General features: G+C 70.7%; 21 protein-coding genes. 7 read left to right on the forward strand and 14 right to left on the reverse strand.

Annotation, left to right across the window (positions count from 1 at the left end):
- Positions 1-69 precede the first annotated feature (69 nt).
- The 3 genes from BLQ75_RS24015 to manB all read right to left on the reverse strand — a co-directional run bounded on the left by BLQ75_RS24015 (position 70) and on the right by manB (position 1,962).
- A complete protein-coding gene (locus tag BLQ75_RS24015) occupies positions 70-405 on the reverse strand; it encodes a type II toxin-antitoxin system VapC family toxin (protein ID WP_244515114.1) in 336 nt (111 codons plus the stop codon).
- 79 nt (positions 406-484) lie between these two features.
- Complete coding sequence (locus BLQ75_RS00195; protein WP_092595968.1) at positions 485-721, reverse strand: hypothetical protein; 237 nt, start codon at positions 719-721, stop codon at positions 485-487.
- 143 nt (positions 722-864) lie between these two features.
- On the reverse strand, positions 865-1,962 hold the full coding sequence (manB, locus tag BLQ75_RS24375) for a mannose-1-phosphate guanylyltransferase (protein ID WP_092595970.1): 1,098 nt from the start codon (positions 1,960-1,962) through the stop codon (positions 865-867).
- A 345-nt stretch (positions 1,963-2,307) separates the two neighbouring features.
- Here manB and BLQ75_RS00205 point away from each other — a divergent pair, with 345 nt between their 5' ends.
- Positions 2,308-2,679, forward strand: a complete 372-nt coding sequence (locus tag BLQ75_RS00205) for a hypothetical protein (RefSeq protein WP_092595972.1) — start codon at positions 2,308-2,310, stop codon at positions 2,677-2,679.
- 39 nt (positions 2,680-2,718) lie between these two features.
- Here the strand turns inward: BLQ75_RS00205 and BLQ75_RS00210 are convergent, their stop codons facing one another.
- The 3 genes from BLQ75_RS00210 to BLQ75_RS00220 form a co-directional block, all read right to left on the reverse strand.
- Positions 2,719-3,600: a glycosyltransferase family 2 protein gene (locus BLQ75_RS00210; protein WP_092595974.1), complete on the reverse strand. Its 882-nt coding sequence runs from the start codon at positions 3,598-3,600 to the stop codon at positions 2,719-2,721.
- A 124-nt stretch (positions 3,601-3,724) separates the two neighbouring features.
- Complete coding sequence (locus tag BLQ75_RS00215) at positions 3,725-4,876, reverse strand: glycosyltransferase family 4 protein (protein WP_092595976.1); 1,152 nt, start codon at positions 4,874-4,876, stop codon at positions 3,725-3,727.
- Between the two features lie 65 nt (positions 4,877-4,941).
- The gene (locus BLQ75_RS00220; RefSeq protein WP_092597115.1) at positions 4,942-6,114 is read right to left on the reverse strand and encodes a glycosyltransferase family 4 protein; all 1,173 of its coding nucleotides are present in this window, start codon (positions 6,112-6,114) and stop codon (positions 4,942-4,944) included.
- Positions 6,115-6,204: 90 nt separating this feature from the next.
- Between BLQ75_RS00220 and BLQ75_RS00225 the strand changes: the two genes are divergently transcribed.
- A complete protein-coding gene (locus BLQ75_RS00225; protein WP_092595978.1) occupies positions 6,205-7,134 on the forward strand; it encodes a glycosyltransferase family 2 protein in 930 nt (309 codons plus the stop codon).
- 32 nt (positions 7,135-7,166) lie between these two features.
- Here BLQ75_RS00225 and BLQ75_RS00230 read toward each other — a convergent pair whose 3' ends face one another.
- From BLQ75_RS00230 to BLQ75_RS00250, 5 genes are all read right to left on the reverse strand, one after another.
- A complete protein-coding gene (locus tag BLQ75_RS00230) occupies positions 7,167-7,685 on the reverse strand; it encodes a DUF6346 domain-containing protein (RefSeq protein ID WP_092595981.1) in 519 nt (172 codons plus the stop codon).
- A 46-nt stretch (positions 7,686-7,731) separates the two neighbouring features.
- A complete protein-coding gene (locus tag BLQ75_RS00235; RefSeq protein WP_244515192.1) occupies positions 7,732-8,226 on the reverse strand; it encodes a DUF6346 domain-containing protein in 495 nt (164 codons plus the stop codon).
- 86 nt (positions 8,227-8,312) lie between these two features.
- Positions 8,313-9,254 (reverse strand): WXG100 family type VII secretion target, encoded by a 942-nt coding sequence (locus BLQ75_RS00240; RefSeq protein ID WP_092596009.1) that lies wholly within the window; start codon positions 9,252-9,254, stop codon positions 8,313-8,315.
- A gap of 1 nt (position 9,255) precedes the next feature.
- Entirely contained in the window at positions 9,256-9,588 is a 333-nt protein-coding gene (locus tag BLQ75_RS00245) for a type VII secretion target (protein WP_092596011.1), read from the reverse strand.
- 3 nt (positions 9,589-9,591) lie between these two features.
- Positions 9,592-10,050, reverse strand: coding sequence for a YbaB/EbfC family nucleoid-associated protein (locus BLQ75_RS00250; protein WP_092596020.1), 459 nt, complete (start codon positions 10,048-10,050; stop codon positions 9,592-9,594).
- A gap of 189 nt (positions 10,051-10,239) precedes the next feature.
- Here BLQ75_RS00250 and BLQ75_RS00255 point away from each other — a divergent pair, with 189 nt between their 5' ends.
- The 3 genes from BLQ75_RS00255 to BLQ75_RS00265 all read left to right on the forward strand — a co-directional run bounded on the left by BLQ75_RS00255 (position 10,240) and on the right by BLQ75_RS00265 (position 14,733).
- Positions 10,240-12,774: a glycosyltransferase gene (locus BLQ75_RS00255; protein WP_092597118.1), complete on the forward strand. Its 2,535-nt coding sequence runs from the start codon at positions 10,240-10,242 to the stop codon at positions 12,772-12,774.
- 1 nt (position 12,775) lies between these two features.
- Positions 12,776-13,849 carry a glycosyltransferase family 4 protein gene (locus BLQ75_RS00260; protein ID WP_425286428.1) on the forward strand — a complete coding sequence of 358 codons (1,074 nt, stop codon included), beginning with the start codon at positions 12,776-12,778 and terminating at the stop codon, positions 13,847-13,849.
- A 395-nt stretch (positions 13,850-14,244) separates the two neighbouring features.
- Positions 14,245-14,733 carry a VTT domain-containing protein gene (locus tag BLQ75_RS00265; RefSeq protein ID WP_092596026.1) on the forward strand — a complete coding sequence of 163 codons (489 nt, stop codon included), beginning with the start codon at positions 14,245-14,247 and terminating at the stop codon, positions 14,731-14,733.
- Between the two features lie 110 nt (positions 14,734-14,843).
- Here BLQ75_RS00265 and rfbD read toward each other — a convergent pair whose 3' ends face one another.
- Entirely contained in the window at positions 14,844-15,755 is a 912-nt protein-coding gene (rfbD, locus tag BLQ75_RS00270; RefSeq protein ID WP_092596029.1) for a dTDP-4-dehydrorhamnose reductase, read from the reverse strand.
- Between the two features lie 92 nt (positions 15,756-15,847).
- Positions 15,848-16,822, reverse strand: a complete 975-nt coding sequence (gene rfbB, locus BLQ75_RS00275; RefSeq protein ID WP_092596032.1) for a dTDP-glucose 4,6-dehydratase — start codon at positions 16,820-16,822, stop codon at positions 15,848-15,850.
- 505 nt (positions 16,823-17,327) lie between these two features.
- Here rfbB and BLQ75_RS00280 point away from each other — a divergent pair.
- On the forward strand, positions 17,328-18,821 hold the full coding sequence (locus tag BLQ75_RS00280) for an LCP family protein (RefSeq protein ID WP_211481082.1): 1,494 nt from the start codon (positions 17,328-17,330) through the stop codon (positions 18,819-18,821).
- 245 nt (positions 18,822-19,066) lie between these two features.
- Positions 19,067-20,500, forward strand: a complete 1,434-nt coding sequence (locus tag BLQ75_RS00285; RefSeq protein ID WP_092596034.1) for an LCP family protein — start codon at positions 19,067-19,069, stop codon at positions 20,498-20,500.
- A gap of 102 nt (positions 20,501-20,602) precedes the next feature.
- Here the strand turns inward: BLQ75_RS00285 and BLQ75_RS00290 are convergent, their stop codons facing one another.
- Positions 20,603-21,337, reverse strand: a complete 735-nt coding sequence (locus BLQ75_RS00290) for a hypothetical protein (protein ID WP_092596036.1) — start codon at positions 21,335-21,337, stop codon at positions 20,603-20,605.
- Positions 21,338-21,588 lie beyond the last annotated feature (251 nt).

Raw genomic sequence — 21,588 nt, forward strand, 5'->3', positions numbered from 1 at the left:
GACAGCGGCCGGAAGCGCCTCGCGGACCGCCGGAGTGATTGTCCGACAACCCGCGCTTCGGAGGCTCGTCTACCGCACGAGCCGGATCTCACAGCGCGGACGAGGAGCACCCGCGAGCCGCGTGTCACCGGTGACCAGCACCGATTCGTACAACTCAGCTGTGGCGACGTAAGCGGCGTCGTAAGCGGAGAGGCTGTCCCGCAGTTCCCAGATCCGCCCGTTCACCGAAGTCGTGAAGTCGAGTGTCTCCACGGCGGCACAGGACCAGCGATCCAGAACCGCGCTCGCGTCGCGCTCGGAGATCTTGCCACCGCGCACCAGACCGCGGAGCACGTTCAGCATCTCGACCGGCTGGTGGGGTGGGGCCGCCCAGTACGGGTCGGTTCCCAACGTCTTTCGCACCATCGGACTACTGCGACCGCCCCCGGAAAGAACGCGACACCGGCGGAAGGGTCCACGACGACCAAACCACCCCTGCTCGGCCCTACGGGCCCGGCGCCTCCCCGCGTGCCTCGCACACGGCCTCGACGATCTCGTCCATGCTGAGCGGACCGCCCCCGACCGGTTGCAGCTCGGTCAGCTCGATGTTGCGCGCGAACCGCGCCTCCCGCTCGAACACCCGCAACAGGTAGTTCTGCAGCGACTGACCACCGCGTCGCGCGGCCTCGGCGAGTAAAACACGGACCTCTTCGGGGACATCGCGCACGATCACCGTAGTCATGCCTGCATTTTGGCCGCGTGCGACCTCCTCGACAACAGCAAGAACCGCATGGACGTGGCCCTCCCGCGAAGACGTCGGGCGAGCAATCCTGGTCCGCCCGGCCGAGCCCTCGTGCGAAGCGCCTCGCGCCCCGGCCCGACGCCTCAGCAGTCGTGCGAGAAGCGCACGCCGCCGGGCGGCAACTCCACTTCGGGCCACACCCGGACTCCTTCGAGCAGCTCGCAGCCCGCGCCGACCACGGCACCGTCGGCGACCACGGCACCCCGCAGCACCGCGCCCTCGCCGATCACGGCCCCAGCCCCGACGACGCTGTCGGTGACCTCGGCGTCGGCGTCCACGCGGGCCCCCTCGAACAGCGTGGCCGCCGAGAGCAGCGCCCGCTCGGCAACGGCACAACCGGCACCGACCGTGGTTCCCCCTCGCAGCGAGGCGCTCTCGGCCACCGAGGCGCCGGGCAGCACCAGCGACTCCCCCACTCGGCCGTCGAGCGCGTCGGTGGGGGCCACCCCCCGCACCAGATCCGCCGAGCCGCGCGCGAAGGCCGCCGGTGTCCCCAGGTCGAGCCAGTAGCTGGAGTCCACGTACCCGTGCAGCCGCGCCCCCGACTCCAGCAGGCCGGGAAAGGTCTCCCGCTCCACCGACACCGGCCGCCCGGCCGGAATGCTCTCGACCACCTCCCGCCGGAAGACGTAGCACCCCGCGTTGACCTGGTCCACGGGAGGGTTCGGGGTCTTCTCCAAGAAGGCGGTCACCCTGCCGTCCTCGTCGGTGGGCACGCAGCCGAATCGGCTGGGATCTTCCACCCTGACCAGGTGCAGGGTGACGTCCGCCGAGGCGGCGCGGTGCTCGCCCACCAGCGCGGGCAGGTCCACCCCGGACAGGATGTCGCCGTTGAACACGAGCACGTCGGGCTCGCGCAGCCGGTCGGAGACGTTGCGGATCGCACCGGCGGTGTCCAGCGGCTCGTGCTCGGTCACGTACTCCAGCTCCAGCCCCATGCCGGAGCCGTCGCCGAAGTACTCGGTGAAGGTCTCGGCCTGGTAGGAGGTGCTCAGCACCACCCTGGTGATCCCTGCCGCGCGGATCCGCGAGAGCAGGTGAGTCAGGAACGGCACTCCGGCGGTGGGCAGCATCGGCTTGGGGGCCGACAGGGTCAGCGGACGCAGCCTCGTGCCACGTCCCCCCACGAGCACCACGGCCTCCGCGCCGCGTACCGGCGCGTGGTCGTCCGGACTCGGCATCGCCTCACTCCTCCCCGGACCGGCGGCCCGTTCACGACGACTCGCACGGCTGATCGTCACCCGCGCCAGGGGAACCACACTCCGTTGATCGTTTCGACCAACTCGTCACCCTGACGTAGGAACCCATGGGGAATACTCTGGCAGTAGCAGCGCCGACCTGTGGTGGCGCCCCTGGCGGCACGCGGTTCACCACGCGAGACCGCCGGGAGCCGGACACTCTGTCACGATGGAGCTGCCACGGCGGGAGCGAAGCCGCTAGACCGGCCGCCCCGGCACCGGCGACTCCACGGACGGACAGGGCCACGCTGCGGCTGAAAACCCACCGGCCAGTATTGAGAGGGACCCATGGACCCCCGCAACCGAGCCGACGAAACGCTTGCTCGCGCGCGGGCAAGGGGGGCGTTCGTCGTCACACCGGACAGCGCCACCTCGCCGATGGACGCGGCGCAGACCGTGCGCATCCCGCGCGACTCGGTGAGTGGCGCGGAGCACGAGGACCCCGATCCCACGGGGCCCGTGCCCGACTCGACGGAGCGGAGAGCCCAGCGGCCCGGGGAAGCGTGGGGAGAACGAGGAGAACACCCCACCGCCGAGCAGCCCGCGGTCGAGCGGCGGAACTGGCCGGAGCACGACGCCGACCTCCCCACCGCGCCGCACGGGATCGAGAGCCAGGGGCACCAGCACGAGCCCCACCACGGCCCGCGGCGCTTCGACTGACTCCCGCCTCAGCGGCCCGGCGGAGCCCGGTAGGAACGCTCAGAACCGCTCGGCGTTGCGCGAGACCACGCGCGCCCGGGTGCCCAGCGCGGCCCGCAGCGCCAACCGCAGCGGAGCACGCGAAGGGCCGGGGTGCCGGTCGGCCAGGTAGCGGTACGCGCTGCGGTGGTGCTCCACCAGCATCCGCCCGGAGGAGCCGGACGTGGCGTGCCCGCCGATATGGGTGATCTCACTGCTCGGCACGTACACGTTGAGCCAGCCCGCCCGGCCCAGCCGGTCCCCGAGGTCGACGTCCTCGAAGTACATGAAGTAACGCGGGTCGAAACCGGTCACCGAGTCCAGCGCGGCCCGCCGCAGCAGCAGGCAGGAGCCGGACAGCCATCCGGCCGTGCGCTCGGCGGAGCTGTCGGTGGAGCGCCGGTAGGCACGGCTGAACGGGTTGTCGGGCCATACCCCGCCCAACAGCGCGTGCCCGGCGCCGCGCCCCAGGGAGGGCAGCGAGCGGGCCGAGGGGTAGACGGCGCCGTCCGGTTCCCGGATCAGCGGGCCGAACGCCCCACCGCGCGGCCAGCGCTCGGTGGCGGCCAGCAGCTCGTCGAGACTGCCAGCGCTCCACTCCACGTCGGGGTTGGAGACCACCACCCAACCGATGTCGTCGCCGAGTTCGGCGATGCCGCGGTTCGCGGCCGAACCGTACCCCAGGTTCGCCCCCATTCTGGTCAGCTCGACACCGGATCGCCGCGCCGCGCGTTCGGGCGCTCCGTCCGTGGAGCCGTTGTCGGCCAGGATCACGCTGAGCTGCCGGTCGGTCGCCTTGGGCAGGGTGTCCAGAAAGCGGTCCAGCGTCTCGCCGGGCGAGTAGGTGACGGTGACGACGGCGAGCCCTTCGCCGTAACTCTGGGAGTCGCGCACGGGGGCCATTCTCACCCATCAGGTCCGAACGCCCGATGCCCGACCCGCCTGCCGGGGTTCCCCGGTAGGCGGGTCGGTGGCCACCGGGTCGGGGGATGCTCCGAACGTCCCGGCACCGGCCGCGACGGCTCGTTCAGCGGGCCCGGCGGTGCAGGAACTCGGCGCGCTCGTAGGCCGCACGGTGCCTGGCCGCGCAGTCCGCCCAGGTGAACTCCTTGGCGCGCTGCTGGGCCGCGCTGGACAGCTCGGAACGCCGCACCGGATCGTCCAGCAACTCGTCGAGGCCGCGGGCGATCTGCCGCTCCTCCACACCGCAGTAGGCCACCGCGTCCCCGCCGACCTCGGGCAGGCTGAGCCTCCGGGTGGTGAGCACGGCGGCGCCGCAGGCCATCGCCTCCAGCACGGGGAGCCCGAACCCCTCCCCGATGCTCGGGTAGGCCACCACGGCCGAGCCGCCCAGGAAACCGGCCAGCCGCTCGAAGGGGAGGTAACCCGCGCGAATCACGCGGATTCGGTGCGGCACCGACTCGAGCGCGCGCTCCACCCTGCTGTCCCAGCCGGGCTGCCCGGCCAGCACCAGGGCGGGCGAATCGGCGCGAGCGGCGGCCGCCCGGGCGAACCCCCGGATCAGGGCGGGGACGTTCTTGCGCGGTTCGAGGGCTCCGAGGAAGGCGACGTAAGGCTGCTCCCCCAGACCGAGCTCGCGTCGAACCGCGGCCACCTCCTCCGGAGCCGGTGGGTGAAACCGCTCCGGATCGACGCCGTGGTACATCACCCGCAGCCGTGCCGGGCTGGCCCCGGCCGCGCGGACCAGCTCGTTGGAAGTCGCCCTGCTGGGCACCACGCAGACCGTGGCCCGGCGCAGCGCCGCCCGGGTCCAGGTGCGGAAGAACCTCGCCTTGACCGGCGAGTGCAGCGGCGCGTCGGAGAAGAACGTCGCGTCGTGCAGGGTGACCACCGAAGCGCTGGTGCTGGCCAGCGGCACAGTGTAGTGCGGGGAGTGCACCACGCGGGCGCTCAGCCGCCTGGCCAGCCTGGGGAGCGTGGTCTGCTCCCAGGAGAGCCGGGCGGTGCGGGTGACCACCGCCTCGGCGGCGGGCACTATCCGGGTACGTGGCGCGATCCTGCCGTAGAGCTCGGCGTCACGCGGCTGGCAGGCCACGCTCATGGGTGCCCCCGCGGTGTCCAGCGCCGCGAGCAGGGAATCGACGTATCTGCCGACGCCACCACGGTCCGCGGGGACGGCGGTGGCGTCGATGAGTACGTGTGGATCTCCTCGGTGCACGTCAGCAGCCTAGGAGTTCGGCGTCGATCAGTGTGGCGGGATGGCCAAATCCGTCCCTTGAACTGTCAACCCGATTTCGGGTCCGGCGGGTCGGCGGACCCCCTCGCCCACGCCCCCTCGCGGCGCCACGAGCTCGCGCGGGCGGTGCCGGTGTGCAGCCGCCAGACTCGGCGGGCGGTCTCCCGCCAGTCGAACCGCTCGGCGCGGGCCCTGCCCGCCTCGGCCATCCGGGCCGACCGCCCCGGATCGGCGAGCACCCCGCGCAGCGCCACCGCCAGCGCGGCGGCATCCGCCCTGGGAACGGTGATCCCGGCTCCGTCGGCGACCTCCACGAGGGCGGGCGCGTCGGAATGCACCACCGGAACCCCGGCCGCCATCGCCTCCAGCACGGGCAACCCGAACCCCTCGGCCATGCTCGGTGCCACGAGCGCGGCCGAGCGCCGCAGCAGCACGGCCAGCTCCCGGTCCGGCACGGCACCGAGGTGCCGGACCCGATCCGTGGGGAGCCCGTGAGGGGCCACGAGATCCGGCAACGACACACCGCCCCAGCCGGGCGCCCCCACCACCAGCAGCGGCACCTCCGGGGCCTCCGGCCGAGCCAGCGCACGGATCAACCACTCGTAACCCTTGCGGGGTTCGAGCGTGCCCACGGCGAGCAGGTACCTGGGCGGCAGCCGCAGCCGACGAGCGATCTCCTCCTCGGAGGCCGGACGCAGCACGGCCGCGCTGGCCCCCTCCCCGACCACCTCGATGTGGGCGGGTCCCCGGACCCGCCGACGCAGATCCTCGGCCACCGCCTGGGTGGGCACCACCACCGAACCGGCTTTCCGAGCGGCCCGCAGCACGGCCCGGCGGTGCCAGGCGGCCCCGCGCGCGGTGAGGGTCTCGGGGTGGGTCCAGGGCACGGTGTCGTGCACGGTCACGACCAGACCGCCACCCCGCTTCACCAGTGGGAACAGGGGAGTCGGGGCGTGCACCGAGTCGGCCGCCACACGCGGCCACCGGCCGTGCTGCCAGGCCAGCGTCAACGCCCGGCGCGACAAGGGCAGCACGTGCGGTCCCCGCACCCCCGCAATCTCGGCGGCGGAGGGATCTCCCTCCGAGCTCACGACCGTGCGCAGCTCCCACCCCGGTGGGGCCGTGCTCACCAACGAACGCAGCAACTCCCGGGTGTAGCGCCCGGTGCCGCCCGGCACCGGTGCCAACAGCTGCTCGGCCACGACCGCCAGTTCCGGCACCGCCACACCCCGTCCGCACCACTCGACTCGGCAGTTCTGCCCGACCACACAACCACACACCGACCGGCGGCGAGGCGATAGGCTGCGGAAGTGGCCGAAGAGCGGGCGCGCAGCACGATCGTGGTGGTGACCTGGCGCGGCGCCGAGCACGTCGAAGCGTGCCTGGACGCGCTGGCACGGCAGCGAGCCCACCGGCTGCTGGTGGTGGACAACGCCTCCGACGACGGCACCGACGAGTTGCTGGCACGGCACCCCTCGGCCCCCGAGGTGCTCCGGCTGCCCCGCAACCTCGGCTACGCGGGCGGTCTCGCCTCCGCCTTCCCCCGGGTGCGGACCCGCTACTTCGGCTGGCTCAACGACGACACCCGCCCCGGCCCGGAGTGGCTGGCCACCTTGGAGGACGCCCTGGATCGCGCTCCCGGGGCCGGTGCCGCGGCCTGCCGGATGTGGAGCCGGGAAGGCCCCGTCTCCCACGGGGTGCGGCTGACCGGAACCGGGCACGGCGCCGACACCCTGGCCGAGGGCGAGGTGTTCGGGTTCTGCGGCGGGGCGGCCCTGCTGCGCACCTCGGCGCTGTCGGCGATCGGCGGCGTACCGGCCGAGTACTTCTGCTACTACGAGGACACCGACACCTCCTGGCGACTGCGGCTGGCCGGTTACGACATCGTGCCCACCACGGCGAGCTGCGCGCACTCGCACGGCGCGTCCTCCGAACCCGGCTCGAAACCGTTCCACCGCTGGAACGAGCGCAACCGGCTGCTGACGCTGCTGCGCTGCGCCCCACCGGAGATCGCGCTGCGGGAGGTGTCACGGTTCGGCGCGATCACGCTCGCGCTGCCCTGGCGCCGGCTGCTGCGCCGGAAAGTCCCGCGCGCGGCGAACTTCCGGGTGGCGCTGCGGTTGCGGGTGCTGGGCGAACTCGCCGCGCGGCTGGTCCCGACGCTGCGGCAGCGGCGCCGGATCACCAGGGGGCGCGCCGTCAACCGTCGCCGCGTCTGGCGCGGCTGGGCCGGGAATTGAGGCACGAAAGTCCCGCCTTCCCGGCCGGTAACTCAGGTTTCGGCGGGCTCCTTCCCACTGAACGTCTCGTAGAGCCGGGAACAGGCGGGCCCCGCCACCACGATTCCGAGTATGCCCACGACCAGCATCGCGGGTATGCCGAGCCACCTGTTCGGCTCGAAGTCGGCCCGGTAGATCTCCGGGCTGGTGCTGGTGGTCCCGGCACCGCCGTCGGCGATGGCCCGCCGGACCACCGCGACCTCCTCACCCACGTCATCGGGCCTCAGCTGCGAACCGGATACCTCCCACATCTCCGTGGTGCCGTCCCGCCAGGTCACCCGCGCCTGACAGATGTAGCCGAAACCGACGATGTTGCCCCCGTCCGGAGCGTTCGACTCCGCGATCGGACCGTCGAACCGGCACTGCTGCGCCACAGCCGTCCCCCGGGCCGTCACCTCCGAACCGGCAGCCCCGATGCCGAAGAACGGGATCACCACGAAGATCACCGACAGGAGCAGTGCCACCCCGACCGGAATCAGCAACACGTCACGAACGACACGAACAACACGCACGCCGAACTCCTGACCAGAATTTCGGCCCCGCCAAGGGGAACCTCCCTCAACTCGCGGCAGGACTCTTACCTTTGAACCTCCGGGACACGCCGGAAAACCCCAGAGCGGCGAGGAAGAACCCGACGAGGCAGGTCGCGAGCACCGAAACACCGGCCAGGAACCAGTTGGGCTCGAAATCGGCGCGATAGATCTGCGGACGCGTGTCACTTCCACGGGAGTAGTCGATCTGGCGCTCGACAACGGCCACTTCCTCACCGACATCGGCGTCGGTGAGCTGCGATCCCGAAACCTCACGCCACTGCACGCTTCCGTCGCTCCAGTGGACCCGAGCTCGGCAGATCCAGCCGAATCCGATCACGTTCTCCCGCTTCGGCGCTTGTGACTTCGCGATCGGCCCCGCGAACCGGCACTGCTGCGCGACAGCGGTCCCACGAGCGGACACCTCACTGCCCGCCGCGCCGAGCCCGAAGTACGGCAGCACGACGAATATCCCGGCCAGGAACAACAACACCCCGAGAAGCAGCGAACACAACGCGAGCACCAGACGCAAAACAATCCTCCAAAATTCTCCGTGGTCCTCACGGGGTGAGCCGAAGGACCACGGAGGAATCAACACCTCGGAGCACCCTACGTTTCAGCGTGCTCGTCGTTGCCGAAAACGTGCTGAGCGTACGCTTGGTCGTCATTGGTCGGAGTGATGGTGGCGGTGTTACGCACGGTGTGGAACACGGCTTCCTCCTTGAAACTCATGTCGTGCAGGCCCGGCTTCTGCGCGAGGTCTTGCACCTTCCTACCGGCGTTCTTGACCGGCTGCATCGCCTCGTCCACCTTCGACAGCGCGGGTTTGACGCGTTCGACGATCCGGGCCAGCTTCTTGAAGGAACTGACGATCTTGTCCAGCCACTCGGCCACTCGTGTGGACCACTTCGCCACGAGGCTTATACCGTCGGCGACGAGAGCCGGAGTCGCCGCACCGAGCGTCAGGCACAATTCAGCCGCCCACTGGGCGAGTTTGCTGGTGAGGTCCGCCATGGCGGAAGCGATCAGATCACGGACGATGGTGCGGACTATCTGTACTGCCGTCCCGGCTCCCGAAACGGCCGCACCGACAGCCGATGCCGAAATGGCCGCTCCCTCGATCAGCGCGGCCTCCCCGGCACCCATCGCTCGGTAGGTCTTGGCCGCCGCACCCTGCCAACCCGAGGTGTCCGACTCCACGACACTGCTCATCTCCTGGGAAGCCTGTTGGAGATGATCGGAGATCCGCGCCCAGGTATGCGCGTTGGCGTGCACCACGTCGGGGTTTCCCGCGATGGAGTTGAGCATCTCGGGCAGTGGCGAGACGTGCTCCATCATCCAGGCGTACGCCGAGGACAACAGCGTGCTGAACGGATCGGCGGCGAGTAAGACGGCGTCCAGAGCTCCGGCACCGAGGTCGATCCCCGCCTCGCACCAGTCTCCTCGGTCGGCGGCCGCGTAGGCATCGTGACCGAAATCGATCAACGCGAGGCCGTCCTCCTCACTGACCAAGGGTTTCGGTTCCTCGACCAGCGGATTGTCCTGCCCCACGTCAGATCTCCCCCAACTCGTTGCGCACGGACTCCAGCAGTTCGGAGACGTGCTGGTCCACGGCGTCGTAGGTCTCCGCGGCTCCCTCGACGCCGGTGGCGGTGGCCTCCACCGCCGCGTTGGCCGTAGCGATGGCCGCCATGCCCTGCACCTCGATCGCACCGATCAGCGGTGTGAGGATGGGGCTGCACAGAATCCCGTACGCGTCCGTCCCGTTCAGCGAGACCTCCCCGGCGGCTTCCTGCGCCGTGCCGATCCGGTCGGTCACGCCCCGCAGGTGCTGGGCGTGCGCGCGCATCTCGTCGGTGTTGACGTCGAAACGCTGTTCCCCCACGTTTCACCTCCTACGCTGGTTGAGCCAGTCGTACTCGTCGTACTGCTCCTCGTCGGACTCCTGTCCACCAGTGGTGGACGCGGCGCCCCCCTGTTCCGGTTCCTCGGGAAACCGGTCGCGCATCCCGGCGAGCACCGAATCCATCGTCTCGTTGTCCTGCCCCAGCACGGGTTCCATCGCTTCCCGCATCCGTTCGGTGAGCTGGGACCGCGCCGAGCGCGCCGTGCTCAGGATCGCCTCGGACAGCTCCTCGGGACGCTGCCGCATCGCCCCGGGTTCGAGCCGCAGATCGGACATGTTGCCGTTCTGGTCGACGGTCACCCGTACCGAGCCGTCCCGGCTGGTCGCCTCACCCGAGACGGCCGAAGCCGCTTCCCGGATGCGCTGGGCCTGTCGCATCTTGTCCTCGATCTGCTGCCGGAACCCGGCCAGCATCTCGTCCGGATCGGAAGGTGTGCTCACTGTTCCCGCCGTCCTTTCACCCGGTCGTGCTCCGAAGTCGTTCGCGGGGATACTACGGAGCGGTTCGCAGTGACATGACACCAGACGAGTGATGCCGAGTTGGGCAGAACGAAACATTCCGGACCACGGACGCCCGGCACCGGGTGCCTGCGCGAAGCGGGGTTTTCCGGATAGGGCAGTCTGGTGCGCGTGGTTGAATCCCGGGACAGTGCCGAGCTGCCGACGGTGTCGGTGATCACCGTCAACTACCACGGCACCGACAGCACCATCACCTGCCTGCGGGCGCTGCGCGAGCTCGACTACCCGCCCGACAGGCTCGAACTCGTCTGCGTGGACAACGAGAGCTCGGCCGAGAGCGCGGAACGGCTCGGCGCTCTCGACGGGGTGAAGCTGCTCACCTCGGAGGAGAACCTGGGGTTCGCCGGGGGCTGCAACCTCGGCGCCCGGGCCGCCCGCGGTGACGTGCTGGCGTTCCTGAACAACGACGCGGTTCCGGACGCCCGGTGGCTGCGCGCGGCGGTCGCGGTGCTGCGCGCCGAACCGACCGTGGGAGCGGTGGCGGGCAAGGTGCTGGACTGGCAGGGCAGCCGGATCGACTTCGTCGACGGGGGGCTGACCTGGTTCGGCATGGGCTACAAGCGCCACGCGGGCGAGCTCGACGACGGCAGTCACGACGGTGCGCGCGACGTGCTGTTCGGAACCGGCTCGTCGCTGTTCGTGCGGGCCGAGGTGTTCGAAGCGCTGGCGGGCTTCGACGAGCGGTTCTTCATGTTCTACGAGGACGTGGACCTGGGGTGGCGGCTGAACCTGCGGGGCTGGCGGGTGCGCTACGAACCGCGTTCGGTCGCCTACCACCGGCACCACGAGTCGATGGCCACGGTCGGATCGGCCCGCGAGCACTACCTGCTGGAACGCAACGCGCTGGCCGCGCTGTACAAGAACGCTTCCGAGCGGACCCTGGCCCGCGCGCTGCCCGCCGCGCTCGCGCTGACCGTGCGCAGATCGACCGCGCGTGGCGAGGTGGACCCGCACCAACTGGAACTGGACCGCAGACCGGCCGACCCGCGCGAGGACGAGGCACCGGCCACTGTCGACCGACAGGCCCTGGCGGGGATGCTGGCCATCGACCGGTTCGTCGAGTCGCTGCCGGAGTTCAAACGGGCCCGCGAGACCGAGCAGCGCCTGCGGGTGCGTTCGGACGCCGACCTGGTTCCGCTGATGCGCCGGGCGATGGAACCCGCCTACCCCCTGCCGCGCTACCTCGCCGCGCACGAGGCGCTGGTGGACGCCTTCGAGCTGGAGGACGTCTTCGGCGGCTCGCGCCGGATAGCCGTGATCACCGGGGACGCGATCACCGAGCGGATGGCGGGACCGGCCATCCGGGCCTGGCACACCGCCGAGGTGCTCTCGGTCGAGCACGAGGTGCGGCTGATCAGCGTCAACGCCGAGGTCACCGCGTCCGAGGGGGGATTCGCCGTGCTGCGCGCGAGTCCCCGGGAACTGCCGTCGCACGTGGACTGGGCCGACGTCGTGGTGACGCAGGGGCACGTGCTGGAGATGATGCCCGAGCTGAAGCGGCGGGACTCCGGCACGATCGTGGTCTGCGACATCTACGACCCGATGCACCTGGAACTGCTGGAACAGGGCAGGGACACCGACGAGCAGCGCCGCGAGGCCGACCTGCGCGGCACCACCGAGGTGGTCAACACCCAGCTGCGGAGGGGGGACTTCTTCCTGTGCGCCTCGCAGCGGCAGCGGCACTTCTGGCTCGGCCACCTGGCCGCGCTGGGCAGGATCACCCCGCCGGTCTACGACAGCGATCCCACCATGCGCTCGATGATCTCGGTGGTGCCGTTCGGCCTGCCCAGCAGCCCGCCGAGCCGCACCGGCCCCGGCATCCGGGGGGAGCGGTCGGGCATCGGGGCCGACGACAAGGTGGTGCTGTGGGCCGGTGGGGTCTACAGCTGGTTCGACCCGTTGACCCTGCTGCACGCGGTGCACCGGCTCTCGGATCGCCATCCCGAGCTGCGGCTGTTCTTCCTCGGGATGCGGCACCCCAACCCGGACGTGCCGGAGATGGGCATGGCGGAGCGGACCCGTGAGCTGTCCGAGCACCTCGGTCTCACCGACAAGCACGTGTTCTTCAACGAGACCTGGGTACCCTACAGCAAGCGGCAGAACCACCTGTTGGACGCCGACTGCGGGGTCACCACCCACTTCGAGCACGTCGAGACCACCTTCGCGTTCCGGACCAGGATGCTGGACTACCTGTGGGCGGGGCTGCCGGTGGTCACCACCGACGGGGACTCGTTCGCCGACCTGGTGCGGGACGAACAGCTCGGCGTGGTGGTGCCCGCCGAGGATCCGGAGGCTCTCGCCGAGGCCCTGGAACGGGTGCTCTACGACGAAGAGTTCATCGCGCGGTGCCGGGAGCGCATCACCGAGGTGCGGCAGCGGTTCACCTGGGAGGCCGTGCTGGAGCCGCTCCGGGAGTTCTGTCGTGATCCGCGTCCCGCCCCGGACCGCCTGCCGGGGAGCGCTCCGCTGACGAAGACGCCCCGCCCGTCGAGGAGCGCGGCGCTGCGCCGCGACGTCGATCTGCTGCGCGACTACCTGGAACGCGGCGGGGTGCGCGAGGTCACCAGGCGCGCGGCGGGCAGGCTCCGCCGGATCGCCGGGCAGCGGTTGAGCGGACGGCGACTCGGTGGAAGGGAGACCGGCTGAATTGCGGGTGGTGCTGGACGGAACACCGCTACTGGGACCGCGCACCGGGATCGGGCGCTACACCGCCCGCCTCTGCGAGGCGCTGGCCGAACTGCCCGGGACGCGGGTGCGGCTGCTGGGGCTGACCACGCGGGGGTGGCGCGCGCTGCGCGCAGCGGCCCCGGAGGGGACCAGGGCGTGCGGCCCGCCCCTTCCCGCCCGGGTGCTGCGCGCCTGCTGGTCGCGTTCGGAGTTCCCGCCGGTAGAGCTGCTGGGCGGGGGCTGCGACGTGGTGCACGGCACGAACTTCGTGCGGCCACCTGCGAGGCGCGCCGCGGGGGTCGTCACGGTTCACGACCTAGACTTCCTCGACTCCTCCACGACGCGAGGGCGCGCACGGCGCGCACCGGAGCCGGTGGCGCGTTCCGTGCGGCGGGCGAGCGTGGTGTGCACCCCTACGGCGGCGGTGGCCGAACGCGTGGTGGCCCGGTTCGGGATCAGCGAACGGCGCGTGGTGGTGACTCCGCTCGGTGTGGATCGGGAGTGGTTCGAGGCACGGCCCCCTGACGAGTCGCTGCGACGGCGGTACGGCTTGCCGGAGGAGTACCTGCTGTTCGTGGGGGACGACGGTCCCCGCAAGGGGTTGCCGAACCTGCGGGAGGCCCTGGACGACACCCTTCCGCCGCTGGTGCGGGTCGGGCCGAGCAGCACCGGGACGGAAAACGCACCTCCCGGCGAGCGGGAACGGCACATCGGCTACCTGCCGGACCACGAGCTGCGCAGCGTGGTGGCCGGGGCCGCCGCGCTGGTGCTGCCCTCGCGGGACGAGGGGTTCGGCCTGCCCGTGCTGGAGGCGATGGCGGCCGGTGTCCCGGTGGTGTGCGGCGACGTCGCGGCGCTGCGCGAGGTGAGCGGGGGACACGCCCGGCTGGTTCCGTACGGGCGCGCCTCGGCGCTGCGCACGGCGCTGCACCGGGCCGTCGAGTCGGCCGCGGACCACGGGAGCCGTGAAGCGGCGCGGCGGCACGCGGCCGGATTCACCTGGCGGGAGTGCGCCGCCGCCACGATGCGCGCCTACCGGATGGCGCACTCCTGACGAGGTCGTCGCCACTGCTGGCGCGCGGCCGCTCGGCCGGTGGAGACTCCGCCGGTTCCCGCCGGAGTCAGCCCTGCTCGCACGGCTGTCCTCGGACCAGTGGCCGACCGTTCCCCGGACACCTCCCGCGACTTGGCCGCCGCCGGGACCGACGCGTCGCGGGCATCCGCCGGGTGGGGCGACGTCCGCTCGACGGCGAGCGTCCGCCCGCTGTCCGAACGGCTGTCACATCCGGACGGAACCCGGTGAGCGGGAAGCCGCACCGGGGAATTCGCGGGAACGTGCCCCATCGCGTCGGCGGGACGGATAAGATCACCGAAAGTGATGGTTCGAGCTCTCCGGGTGCTCACCTGGTTCGACGTGGCCCACGGGCGGGTCCGCTTCGCGGAGGAACGGTGCTCTGGGGACTGAGCGTGTTCGCGATGAGCGCGGGCACCGCCGTGGTTCCCGTGTTCAGCGCCGAGGTCTACCTGGTCTCGGTCGTGCTGGCACAGGCCGGTCCACCGTGGTGGGTGCTCGGACCGGTGGCCGCCGCCGGGCAGTTGCTGGGCAAAACCGTGCACTACCTGGCCGCTCGCGGTGTGGTCCGGCTGCCGGGGCTGCTGAACCGGGCGCGTCGGGGCGAGGGGTGGCGCTGGCCGCGACGGCTGCACGAGCTCTGCGAGCGGCACCCGGTCAGCGGGGCGGGCACGGTGCTGCTCAGCGGTCTGATCGGCGTTCCACCGTTCGCCGCCGTCGTCCTCGCGGCGGGCATGCTGCGGTCTTCGCTGGTGGTGTGGCTGCCCAGCGCCGTCCTCGGCCGCCTCGCGCGGTTCTGCCTGTTGGCGGCGGTTCCCGAGCTGCTGCGGTTCAGCGCACCGCTGCTGGGGGGTGCACCGGCCTGAGGGCCGCTACGGGCGCGGCCCCGGTACCGCCCGAGCTCCTGGGTGCCCCGGGGCGGGGCCGGGAGGCTCCGGTCGCGGACCACTCGGGTGTGGGAGCGAAAAAGCCGGGGTCAGCGCACTCCCCAGGCGGCACCGTGCCGTTCGAAGGCCGCGCGCAGCGCCTCCCGCCAGGGCCGCAGCGGGGTGAGGCCGCCTTCGGTCCACTTCCGATCCGACAGCACCGAGAACGACGGTCTGGGAGCGGGCCGGGGGACGTCCGCCGTGGCGACCGGGCGGACCCGCTCGGGGTCGGCTCCCATTTCCTCGAAGACCGCCCGGGCGAACTCGCAGCGGTTCGCGCTTCCCGTGTTGGTGCAGTGCAGCACCCGCGCCGCGGGCTCGTCACGCCGCGCGACCGAGTCGGCCAGCTCCAGCAGCCCACCGGCCAGGTCGGCGGTCCAGGTCGGCGAGCCGACCTGGTCCTCGGCCACCGAAACGGTTTCGCGTTCGAGACACAACCGGGCCATCGTGCTGACGAAGTTCGTCCCGCCCACCCCGTAGAGCCAGGCGGTGCGCACCACCCAGGCACGGGGATGGGCGGCCAGCACCGCCCGTTCCCCCGCCAGCTTGGTCCTGCCGTACACGCTGCGCGGCCCGGTCTCGTCGTCCGGCTCGTAGGGGACGGAGGCATCCCCGCCGAAGACGTAGTCGGTGGAGACGTGCAACAGCGGCAGTCCCCGTTTCCGGCACACCTCGGCGAGCGCGGCGGGACCGCGTGTGTTCACCCGTTCGGCGGTCACCGGGTCGGACTCGGCATCGTCCACGGCGGTGTAGGCGGCCAGGTTGACGACCACCGGGCGCAGTCCCGCGTCGCCCGCGGCGTCGGCGAACGAGTCGACGGCGTCGGTGAGCACGCCGGAGTCGGTGATGTCGAGTTCCGAGGAACCGGGGGCGTGCACCAGGCCGGCGGGGCCGCGCCGCCCCACCAGATCGGTGCCGAGCTGACCACGTCCTCCGGGGATCAGCAGTGCGGGCGGGGGCATGGTCTCGCTCCTCGACGAATCACGGACGAATACGAAAGGTTTTCGGGAAGAACCTCGGGAATCGGCTTCCACGAGGCGCGGCGACGACTTCGTCAGGCGTACTTGAGCGGCTGCCACCAGGCACGGTTCCGCCGGTACCACCGGACGGTCTCGGCGAGTCCCTCCTCCAGGGAGACGGTGGGACGGTAACCGAGCTCGGTACTGATCTTGTCGTAGCGCAGCGAGTAGCGGCGATCGTGCCCCTTGCGGTCGGTGACCGGCCGCACCATCGACCAGTCGGCCCCCACCGCTTCCAGCAGTTCGGCGGTGAGCTCGGCGTTGGTCAGCTCGGTCCCTCCTCCGATGTTGTACACCTCGCCCGGCTCGCCCGACTCGGCGACCAGCTGTATCCCCCGGCAGTGATCCGCGACGTGCAACCAGTCACGGATGTTGCCGCCGTCCCCGTAGAGCGGCACCTTCTCGCCGTCCAGGAGATTGGTCACGAACAGGGGAATCATCTTCTCGGGGTGCTGATAGGGACCGTAGTTGTTGGAGCACCGCGTGACGCAGACCGGCAGCTCATGGGTGCGGTGGTAGGCCCTGGCCAGCAGGTCCGAACCCGCCTTGGAGGCCGAGTACGGCGAGTTGGGCTCCAACGGGTGATCCTCGGACCAGGAACCCTCGTCGATCGAACCGTAGACCTCGTCGGTGGAGACGTGCACGAACTTGGTGACCCCCGCCGAGAGGGCGGCGCGCAGCAGGTTCTCGGTTCCCACGACGTTGGTCAGCACGAAATCGGCGCCCGCGGTGATGGACCGGTCCACGTGGGACTCGGCGGCGAAGTGCACCACCACGTCGGTTCCGGGCATCAGCTCCGCGAGCGGCTCCGGATCGCGGATGTCACCGCGCACCAGCCGCAGTCTGGGGTCATCGGCGACCTCGGCCAGGTTCTCGGTGTTGCCCGCGTAGGTGAGTTTGTCCAGCACGACGACCTCGGCGCCCTCGAACGCGGGGTAGTCCCCCGCCAGCAGCCGACGCACGTAATGCGAACCGATGAAACCGGCTCCACCGGTGACCAGGACCTTCATCGCACCTTCCCCATCGCCGTGTGTCGCTCCCGCGACAACCCGGCGGGCTCGCGGAAACCGACCGAAGTCTGCCATGCCTTCGGCCGGAACTCCCCAGCCGCTACGCAACCCAACGTGAACGCGACGCGTCACCCGAACAGGAGAACCCGTCCATTTTCGGCTACGAACGACGTACTGCCGTGATCAGCGTTAACCTACACAGGACAAGGGCGGCGGTACCTCGGGGCCGGGTGCCCACCCGCTACGCGCTCAAGGAGGACTCGGCGTGAACAACCGGCCACGACGACCGGGTGACCCGTACGGGCACGCCGGACGGCCCTATTCCCGCCGGCTCCACGACACCGGCGGCCGACCTGACGGCGGACCTCCCGGAACGAGAGGACACGAGGGGCGGTCCTCTTCCCGACAAGGACAACGATACGGCACAACAAGTACGCACAGTAGTCAGTCGGGACGACAACAGGGCCGTCCGCGTGACGCACGACAACCGCCGCCACCCGACGACGTGTGGGGACGCCGAGGCGGACGGGGCCGTGGACCGCGACGCGGCCGCCTCACCGGCAGGCTGCTGGTACTGCTGCTCTCACTCGTCGTGCTGACCACCACCGGGTACGGCTGGGGGACGCTGCATCAGCTCGGCTCCGGCTTGCGGGGCGACATCTCCACCGCCGGAGGTCGGGACTCCCCCGACGGCGCCACCGACATCCTGCTGGTGGGCAACGACAGCCGCACCGACGCGCAGGGCGATCCGCTGCCGGACGAGGTGCTGCGCGAGCTCCGCGCCAGCCAGGCGGGCGGGAACCTCACCGACACGATGATCCTGGTGCGCATCCCCGACGACGGCAAGCGCGCCCGCGCGGTGTCCTTTCCGCGCGACACCATGGTCGACATGGGCGAGTTCGGCGAGAACAAGCTCAACTCCGCGATGAACCGGAAGCGCGCGGCCGAGCGGGAGGAACTCGAAGCACAGGGGATCACCGACGAGAAGAAGCTGAACCGGCTCTCCGAGAAGGCGGGCAAGGAGTTCCTGATGCGCACCATCGAGGAATTCGCCGGGGTGACGATCGAGCACTACGCGGAGGTGAACCTGCTCGGCTTCTACAAGCTCACCGAGGTGGTCGGCGGTGTGAAGGTGTGCCTGAAGAACCCGGTGGACGATCCCTACTCCGGAGCCGACTTCTCAGCGGGGGTGCACACCCTCTCCAAGGGCGACGCGCTGGCCTTCGTCCGGCAGCGGCACGGCCTGCCCGAGGGAGACCTCGACCGAATAGTGCGGCAGCAGGTCTTCATGTCGGGACTGGCCGAGAAGATGCTCTCGGCCGGGATGCTGCGACCCGGCAAGCTGGGGGACCTGATGAGCGCGCTGCAGGACTCGATCACGCTGGACAAGGACTGGGACGTGCTGTCCTTCGCGCGGCAGATGCAGGGGATCGCGGCGGGCGACATCAAGTTCTACACGATCCCGGTAGAGATGACCGGCCCCGGCACCGGGCTGGAGGCCGACCCCCGGAAGGTGAAGGACTTCGTCGACAATCTGCTGCTCTCGCGGAAGAAGCGCGAACAGGCCCAGCGCTCCGCCGAGCGGAACGAGCGACTGCGCGCGGATACCGAGGTCAACGTCTACAACGCCTCGGGCGCCCCGGGACTGGCGGGTCGGGTTCTGACCGATCTCTCCGACAGGGGGTTCGACGAAGGAGTGGCCGCCAACGCGGCGCGGATGCTGTCGGAGTCGGTGGTGCGTTACTCGTCCGGCGCCGAACGGGCCGCGAAACTGGTCGCGTCGGACCTGGGCGGCGTCCCGGTGGAAACGGACGAGGAGGTCGAACCGGGCTCGGTGGCGGTCTACCTGGGTGACGACTACACCGGGCCGGGCGCCCGCGAGTTCAGCGGTTCCGGCGCGGTGCGCCTCGACGGCGCGGCGCGAGCCGAAGGTACAGACACCACCCCGACCGGCGAGGAGCGACCGATCACGGCGGAGGGTGTTCGCTGTGTGAACTGACCGGTCGAAGGTTCCCGGCCACGTAAGGCTCTTCCGGTCGACCGTCGCGGTGGGACGGCGGCACCGATCGGGCACGGTAATCGAACGATCCTCACATGAGCTCGTTGATCACACGTTAGCCTTGGAAAATCCGGATCCGCACGCCGTTTCGGGAATCGCCCCACGCGTCCCGCCCCCTGAGGAGGCGTGCTCCGGTTCCGGAAGGACCGGCCCGCGGCGAGACAGCCGTTTTCCAGGAGGATTGCGTGGACGAGCCCGACACGCGCACGACGCCGCCGGAGGATTCGGGAGGAGACGACGCGGCACGTGACGGCGCGGAATCGGCAACGACGCCCCCGCCTTCGGAAACCGAGCCCGAACCCCCCGAGAACTCCGAGACGGCCGCTGCCGGTGCGACCACTTCGGCGGGAGGGCGCGCTCCCACCGCACGCCGAGGTGGCCGTGCCCTGCGCGGTGGAGCCAGGATCATCGCGCGTTCCCTGCTGACGCTCCTCTCGGTGGCGGTCCTCGCCTTCACGGGGCTGGGCTGGGGCGCGCTGGGGGTGCTGGAGAACCAGCTCAACAGGCTCGACCTGCGGGACGGCGACTCGGCCCGGCAGGTGCCGAGGGACACCGCGACCGACATCCTGCTGGTCGGCAACGACAGCCGCACCGACGCGCAGGGCAACCCGCTGCCGGAGGAGGTGCTCGACATGCTGCGCACCGAATCGGCCAGTGGGCTGAACACGGACACGCTCATCCTGTTGCGCGTGCCCGACGACGGAACCAGCCCCACCGCCGTCTCCATCCCGCGTGACACGGCGGTACGGCGTTCCGGCCGGTTACAGAAGATCAACGGCGTCTACGGGCTCACCAAGCACGACAGAGCACTGGAGCTCCGGTCGGAGGGCGGGCACACCGCCGAGGAGGTCGAACGGCTCTCCAAGCGGGCAGGGGTCCACGCGCTGATCGACGTGGTCGAGTCACTGACCGGTGTCGGGGTGGACCACTACGCGGAGGTGAACCTGCTGGGATTCTACGAGGTCACCAAGGCCCTCGGCGGGGTACGAGTGTGCCTGAAGCGTCCGACCAGCGACAAGGACTCCGGGGCCGACTTCCCGGCGGGGGAACAGACGATCTCCGGTGGGGACGCGTTGGCCTTCGTCCGGCAGCGGCACGGCCTGCCCGACGGTGACCTGGACCGGATCGTGCGCCAGCAGGTGTTCATGGCCGCCGTCGCCGACAAGGTGCTGTCCAGCGGAACCCTGACCGACACGGGGCGGATCAACGACCTGGTCGCCGCGGCCCGCAAGTCCGTGGTGCTGGACAGCAGCTGGGGACTGATGGACTTCGTGCGGCGGATGCAGTCGCTGGCTTCCGGCGACATCGGCTTCGTGACCATTCCGGTGTCGGACACCACGGTGCGGAACTCGGCGGGGCGCAGCGTCGTCACCGTCGACGGTGAACGGGTGAAGAAGTTCGTCGCACGATTCGGGGACGACGTGGGTCCCTCGGCTCCGGTCTCCGAGACCGGTTCCTCTGGTGAGCCGCCCGGCGGTTCCACCGAGCCGACGCACCGCGTGACGGGAAGGCGACCGGTGCGGTTGGACGGTGCGCGCGCCGCCCCGTCGGCGGAACCCCGCGCCGAGGGCTCGGACGACAGGGAGATCACTCCCGACGGGATTCCCTGCGTGTACTGACGACACTTCCGACGGTACGCCCGTTGTGGATCCCACCGGGACTCGCGGCGCGTCGTGCCACCGGAGTTCGCCCCTCGGAAAGGACCTCGGCACCGGCCGGGCTCAGAAGGGCACTCCCCACGTGTTGGCTGCCGCGAACACCAGCGGCACCACCGAGATGAGTCCCCAGATGACGACGGAGCGGGGGGTCGGGCGTGCGAGCTCGGTCCGGTCCGCTCCGTCCGAATCGACGATCCGACCCGGCCGGGGGAGCGTGGCCAACCACAACACGGCACCGGACACCAGCAGTACGGCACCGACCGGGAGGACCAGACCCGGCGGCACCGCGGGCCCGGAGCCGAGCGATTCAGCGGGCTCCGGCAGGGATGCCAACCAGAAAACCACCGGCAACATCATCGGTGAGCAGCGCTGGTCCCGCCGGTATCCCCCGACGAGCAGCGCGGCCATGACCACGAGGAGCGCCGCCACCACCAGTCCGGAGAGGCCGAGCCGGAACTCACCTCCCGTGGTGAGCCGGTGCAGCCCACCGAGCACGGCGAACGCCCCGAGCAGAGCGACGGAAAGAGCCAGGACGCAACGAGGGAAGGAGGGCAGCGGCAGGGTGGGTTCTCGGGCGGCCAGCCGACGAGCGTGCCCCGCGGGATCGCCGAGAACACGCTCCGGAGAGCCTCCCGCTCGGGCGATCGCTTCGATCTCGCTGACGGCCGCGCCGATCCGCCGCCCCGGAAGCCGCCGAAACGAGCGAGCGCTGCCGGCGAACTCGCGCGAATAGCGATGTGCCCGCACCTTCGGGAAGTCCTCCTGGGACTCGTGCTCACGCTCGATTTCTCGTCGCATCCCGCGAAACCACCCCGGCGCGCCGTTCGAAGACTCCACGTATGAGCGAAGTTACCCCGGTAGCCGTCTTCGTGACCACGTCCCGTCCCTACCGGGTTGGGAGTGGGTGACCGAACGTCCGCTTCGCCGGTCTACGAGCCATGCTTACATGGCGGCGAGTTCGTACGTGGTTCCGATCCCGGGTCACCGGCGACCGCTTCGGGATCGTCACCTCCCCGGTTCGGACACCGGGGTATCCACCGATTGGAGAA

The sequence above is a fragment of the Actinopolyspora xinjiangensis genome (assembly GCF_900104475.1).
Classification (GTDB): Bacteria; Actinomycetota; Actinomycetes; order Mycobacteriales; family Pseudonocardiaceae; genus Actinopolyspora; species Actinopolyspora xinjiangensis.